Source organism: Streptomyces torulosus (genome assembly GCF_001419765.1).
GTDB classification, from domain to species: Bacteria; Actinomycetota; Actinomycetes; order Streptomycetales; family Streptomycetaceae; genus Streptomyces; species Streptomyces torulosus.
The window spans coordinates 1-2,935 of the sequence record NZ_LIRK01000148.1 but is presented as its reverse complement, the minus strand read 5'-3'; the positions used below and the strand labels follow the sequence as shown (position 1 = coordinate 2,935).

Sequence of the window (2,935 nt, the reverse complement as noted above, 5' to 3'; positions counted from 1 at the left end):
AGGCCGTCGTCGGTTCGGCCGGCACGGATGTGCAGGCGGGCGAGGTTGACCAGGGGCTCCAGCCCACGGATGGCGCTCATGGCAGGGAGCGGGCACGCCTTCAGGTAAGCCGCAGCGTGCCGATGGCACATCGTTCGGGCCAGATCTGGAAGGCCGAGATCGGAGGCTATGAGCGCAGTCTGGTTGAAAACGGTGGAGGCCAATCCCTGGTCGTTCTGCTCTACGGCTCTTGCGGCCAGCTCGGTCACGGAGCGCACCCGATCGGGCAGCGGCAGGCAGGCAGGGCGGAATCGGGCAATCAGCGGAAAACGTCTTGCTATTGAGCCGTGCGGATCCATGGTCACCTCGGGCAACGTTGGCACGATGATGGGTGAACGAGCCGGGGGCGGTGCCCGTCGAAATAGCCGACGGGCACCGCCCCCCCTATGCATGGGCAGTTGTCTGTACGGGCCGTTGTCAGTGCCAGTCGACGACGATGCGGTTGAGCGGTGTATCGAGGGCGAAGAAGCCGGGGCGCTGCTCGATCACGGGAGCGTCGAGGGGTTGGATCTCGAAAATGGCCTCACGACCGCGGTACTCCCGGTCCCAGGTACGGATCGCGTCGGCGACCTTCGCGGTCAGCTCGTGGCTGCCGGGACCGTGGCCGATGACGCCGAACTCCCAGAGCTTGCCTCCCTCGGGAGTCTTCTTGTCCGACAGGCGGCGGGCGAGATAGGTGATGGCGCCCTTGTCGACGGCCGCGGTGGACGAGGGGTATGGATCCTCGGTGAGGACGGTCCCCTTGGCTTCCTTCGGAAACAGCATCCGGATCAGGCCGCTGGACACGGAGCAGGAGACGAACAGCTCCATCCACTCGGGCGACTCCATGGCTTGGACCGTCATCCCGGTCCACTCCTCGGTGCGCGGTTGCTCCAGCACTCCGGCGAGGGCGTCGGCGTCGATGTTCTGTCCGGCGGGGGCCTGGAGCCGTACGGTGCCGTCCGTGCTGAGGGGGATGACGCGGCGGTCGTCGTCGGCGAGGCCCCTGCGCAGCGGCATGAAGGTGTTCATCTTGCTGCTGACGCTCGTCCAGCGGCCGTCGCGCTGTTCGTAGGCGATGGAGCGGGACACGCTGCCCTTGAGCCTCTGGGGTACGACGAGGCGGCCACCAGGGGCGAGTTGCTGCATCCAGGCGTGCGGGACGCCGTGGGCACCGACAGTGGCGATGATCCGGTCATAGGGGGCGCCCTCGGCGNNTTGGTGAACCCGGCGGCCGCGAGGTGCGCGCGGGCTCCTTCCACGAGGTCGTCATCCACGTCGATGGTGGTGACGTGACCGCTCTCGCCGACCAGGTGGGCCATCAGGCCCGCGTTGTAGCCCGTGCCGGCACCGAGCTCGAGGATGCGCTCGCCGGGCCGAGCCTCCAACTGGTCGAGCATGAGCGCGACGACTCCGGGCTGGGAAGCACAGGAGATCGTCGTGCCGTCGGTGTCGTACTTGATGTTGACCGGCACGTTGGCGTAGGCGTCGTCGAGCGAAGCGTCCGGCACGAACAGGTGGCGGGGTACGGTGCGCAGCGCGGTCTCAACGGCGGGGGTGCGGGCGTATCCGGATGCGCGGATCTGGTCGACCAGGGCGTTGCGCAGCCGGGCGGCTTCTGCATCGGGGGTCGTGATCGTGTCGGTGTTCACCGCCCCGACGCTAGTGGTTGCGGACGTGCCCTCGGCGGACGACGCGGTGTTGTCACTCGATCCCATGACTGCCTCTCTTGCGATGTTGAACAGGGCGCTCTGGTCACCTGGGAGGAGACCTGCGCGGTTGGCGTGGAAGATCAGGTGGTGTGCGATGACGCTTCGCAGACCACGGGTGAGGCCGCCTCCGGTAGCGAGGTGAGCGAGGGTCCTACCAGTCCGCTCGAAGGTGGCGACCCATTCGGCGTGTCCGTCGAGCGGGCCGTTCGGGTGGCACAGGCTTCGGGTGTCGACGGTCATCAGCTTCTGTACAGCCGGAATCAGGGCGGTCGCTCGTTCGGGTGCGAGGGGCTCGGCGGTCGGCCGGAGCGCGGCGGCCTTCGCCCACACGTCGCCCTGCTCGAACCAGTCCAGGTTGGCGGCCCGCATCAGGGCGCTGATCAGGAGTACGGCGGACTCCCGGCGGCCCAGCCGCCCCGGGCCGGGCTGNNGGCGGCTGTCCGCGTGGAACAGGTCGTGGGCGGCGTCCATGGCTTGCGTGCCGCCGAAGGCGGTCGTCTCCGGTTCGTAGATGCCGGGGACCCACGCCGCAGCTGTGCCGTCGTCGACGAGGTCGCTCAGCAGCGACTCGATGAGCGGGGACGGTTCGGTGGCGCGGTACCGCAGCGGCCAGGGCTGCTTGTTCATGAACCACCAGCCGGTGAGCTCATCGTCGGCTTCGGCCGCGAGCAGGGCGGGGCCGAGGCGTTCGCTGATGGCACGCTTGCCGGTCTCGCGGTCGATGAAGGTGATGTTGTGCTGGTGCCAGGGATCCGGGGGCATGTCGGTAGTCCTTCGGTGGGTTGGTCAGGCGATGAGCAGGCAGGCGTCCCAGGAAGTGCGGGGCGGAGTGGCGCTCGCGGGGGCCAGGAGCGCCAGGGCGATTCCGGCGGCGCCGTTGAGGAAACCGGGCCCGCCTTCCTCGTCGTTGACGATCGTCGTGGCCGCTTCGTGCGGATCCGTGGCCGGCGGGCAGAGGACGGTCAGGAGGGCTGGGATCGCCGCGCGCAGCAGACCCGCGGTCGAGGGGTGTGCGTCGTCGGCAGTCCTGGCGGCGATGTGGGCGAGTCCGGCGAAGCCGTGACACAGTCCGTTGTCTGTGGTGGCCTTGAGCTGTGCGGGGTCGGTGAGGGCAGCCACGAGCGCGTTCTCGGCTTCCACCTGGCGGTCGGTGTCGCCGAGGGCAAGAGCGGCGAGTTGCTGGGCGCGGGCCAGGCCCGCGGTGC

The 2,935-nt window shown here is 69.0% G+C and carries 2 protein-coding genes and 3 pseudogenes; all 5 read right to left on the bottom strand.

The annotated features are described in order from the left end of the window. Positions 1 to 338: pseudogene (locus tag AOK23_RS44820) on the bottom strand (hypothetical protein); the annotation flags it as partial. Between the two features lie 118 nt (positions 339 to 456). Continuing rightward, positions 457 to 1,234: pseudogene (locus AOK23_RS49635) on the bottom strand (class I SAM-dependent methyltransferase); the annotation flags it as partial. Between the two features lie 2 nt (positions 1,235 to 1,236). Then, positions 1,237 to 2,159: pseudogene (locus AOK23_RS49630) on the bottom strand (thiopeptide-type bacteriocin biosynthesis protein); the annotation flags it as partial. 2 nt (positions 2,160 to 2,161) lie between these two features. Continuing rightward, positions 2,162 to 2,492: thiopeptide-type bacteriocin biosynthesis protein (locus AOK23_RS49625; protein ID WP_240496353.1), on the bottom strand; the 331-nt coding region annotated here is incomplete at its 3' end. 24 nt (positions 2,493 to 2,516) lie between these two features. Beyond that, a partial coding sequence (locus tag AOK23_RS11140) for a lanthionine synthetase LanC family protein (RefSeq protein ID WP_276205726.1) occupies positions 2,517 to 2,935 on the bottom strand: 419 nt, incomplete at its 5' end.